This window comes from Protofrankia sp. Cr1, assembly GCF_963555865.1.
In the GTDB taxonomy this organism is placed as follows: domain Bacteria; phylum Actinomycetota; class Actinomycetes; order Frankiales; family Frankiaceae; genus Protofrankia.
In genome coordinates this window covers 1-2,636 of the sequence record NZ_CAUVXO010000079.1, presented here as the reverse complement: position 1 = coordinate 2,636, position 2,636 = coordinate 1, and the positions used below count along the sequence as shown (strand labels likewise).

At 73.1% G+C, this 2,636-nt stretch carries 1 protein-coding gene; it reads left to right on the top strand.

Translation table 11 applies throughout. From position 1 onward, the window contains the following. Positions 1–49: 49 nt before the first annotated feature. On the top strand, positions 50–2,636 hold a 2,587-nt coding region (locus U9980_RS09425), incomplete at its 3' end, for a DUF4135 domain-containing protein (protein ID WP_322767580.1).

The following is a 2,636-nucleotide window of genomic DNA, read 5'->3' as shown; positions in this document are numbered from 1 at the left end:
CCTGGGTGGTCCAACCTTGGGTGGTCCAACCCTGGGTGGTCCAGCCGCGATGCCGGTCCCCGGCGTCGCGCCGCGGGCGGGTCTCCCCGGCTCCGGGGACACGCTGCTGGGGTTGCCGGGCGGTGACGCACGGCTGCGTGAGATCATCTGTGCCGCCGCGCCGTTCCACGAGCGTTCCGACACCACGATGTTCGTCGGTGTGCCGGGTGTCGGCCGCGGCCGGCTTTCGGACCGGGTGAACCGCTGGCTGCGCGTGGCCGGCGGCGACGACGCGGCCACCCGGGCACTGCTTGAACACCGGGCGGCAACCGGTCGGGGGCTTGGCGCCGGTCTGCGCACCGTCGCGCTGCGAACCCCCGACCAGCTCCCCACCTGGGCGTGGGCACTCGTGGAGTTCCTGCACGCCCAGCCGGCCACCGCCGCGCAGGACGACGCCACCGGGTTGAAGGCCGCACCGCTGGTGGCGTTCCAGCGGGCCGCCGAACGACTGCTACCGTGCGAGGACGGGGTCGTGGCGGGCGTCGCCGTCACCGAGCGGGGTTGGCAGGCCGTCACCCGGAGCCTGGCCACCCGTCTGGTGGAGGTCTGCGACGCGGCGCTGCGGTTCGAGCTGCAGGTGGCCGCCGCGACGTCCGGATCGCTCGACTGGGCCGACCGTGACGACCTCGACGTCAGTCGCCAGGGATGGCTGGGCCGGCTGGAGGCGCTGCCCGGCCTCGCCTACGTGGTCGGGCTGACCTGCCAGCAGTGGCGCGATGTCACCGTGGAGATGTTCGAGCGGCTGCGGGCGGATCTGCCCACCCTGCGACGTAACCTCTGGGGCTGGGCCGATCCCGGCCCGTTGGACCGTTTCACCGGCGGTGCCGGCGACCGGCATGCGGGCGGCAGGTCGGTCGCGCTGCTCTACTTCGCCGCCGGCCACGCGGTCGTGTACAAGCCCAAGGACCTCACCACAGCTCTGGCGCTCACCGATCTGATCGCCTATCTCAACGCCGCCGGGCTGCCGCTGGGTCTGGCGACCCACACCGTCCTGCTGCGGGGCCAGCACGGCTGGGAGGAGATCATCGCAGCCGGCCCCTGCGACAGCCCCGACGCCTTCAGCCGGTACTACCGCCGGCTGGGCATGCTGATGCGGCTCATGCAACTGCTGGAGGGTCGCGACCTGTTCGCGGACAATCTCATCGCCGCGGGCGACCAGCCGGTGCTCGTGGACGTCGAGTGCGTTCTCTACCCGCGTACCGCCCCGCCGCCGAGCATGGACGCCCGCCAGCGGACGCTGGCCGAGGCGCTGGAGTCCAGCATCGTGCGCACGTCCATGGCGGTGCAGCCGTGGGTGTCCGGGCCGGACGGGCGGTCCCTTGACCTCGGCTGTCTGTCCCACGCGGGCGACGCACCGGGCGCGAGCCTCGGCGGTAGCAACCTGCCGCTGCCCAGCTACCGCCCGTGGCATGGTGATGTCACGGCGGATCCGTGGGAACACTTCGACGACGTGATCGCCGGGTATCGGGACATGCAGGCCGCGCTGGTGGCCAACCGTGACGGTCTGCTCGCCCCGGACGGTCCGCTCGGGCTGTTCCACGGCGCCCGGGTCCGCTACATCTGGCGTAACACCTTCGACTGCCAGACCCTGCTGCGTGCCTCGCTGGGCCCGCTCGCGCTCGTCGACGGCGCCGCCCGCGAGGCGGTGCTGGGCGGCGTCCTGCGTAACGCCTTCCGGATGCTGCACGAGAACACCGAGCGCACGGACGTGCCCGAGGTCGCCGAGGAGGAACTCGCCGCCTTCCGGGAACTCGACGTTCCCCTGTTCGAGTCACGGACGGCGTCGACGTCCGCCTTCACCCCGGCGGGACGGGAGATTCCCGGGCACTTCGAGGGCACGGCCTGGCAGCGGCTGCACGATCGGGTGACCACGGTCGACACCTTCGACCTCGACGGGCATCTCGCGGTGCTCACCGCCTGCATGGAGGCGGCCCGCTACGGCACCGAGACGGCGTTGGCCGTCACGGACAGTGCGGATGACGACCGCGCCGCCGGTGTCGAGGCCGGCCCGCCAGGGGTGGCGCCGCGCCGGTTGGCGGTACCGAGCCGCAGGTCCGGGCCGATGGACGGCACCCAGCTCCTGGACATCGCCTGCGGGATCGCCGACGACCTGCTGGCGGCCCGGTATCGCGGCTCCGACGACCCGGCCGGCTGGCTCGGCCTCGCCTGGTACCCGGTACCCGACCTCCACCAGATTCAGATTCTTCCGCCGGATCTGCTCAGCGGAGCCGGCGGCGTGGCGCTGTTCCTGGCCGAGTTGTTCGTGCTGACCGGTGAGCCGCGGTACTGGGTCGCCGCCCACCAGGCGCTCGAGGACATCGCGGCGGGTGGCGAAGCGCTGCAGGTCCTGGCCCGTGACACGAGGATGTGGGGCGGCGCCATCGCGCTCGGCGGGTTCACCGGCCCCGGCGCGGCCCTGTTCGCGCTCGCGCGCGGCGGGGAACTGCTCGGTGACGAGTCCCTGGTCGATGCGGCGCGTGGGCTGCTGCCCGGCCTCGCCGCCGCCGCGCAGGCGGGCCGGAGCCTGGCCGACGTCCCCTTCGGTGACGCCGGGTTGCTGCTCAACCTGCTGGCCCTTCCCGAGGTCACCGGCAGCG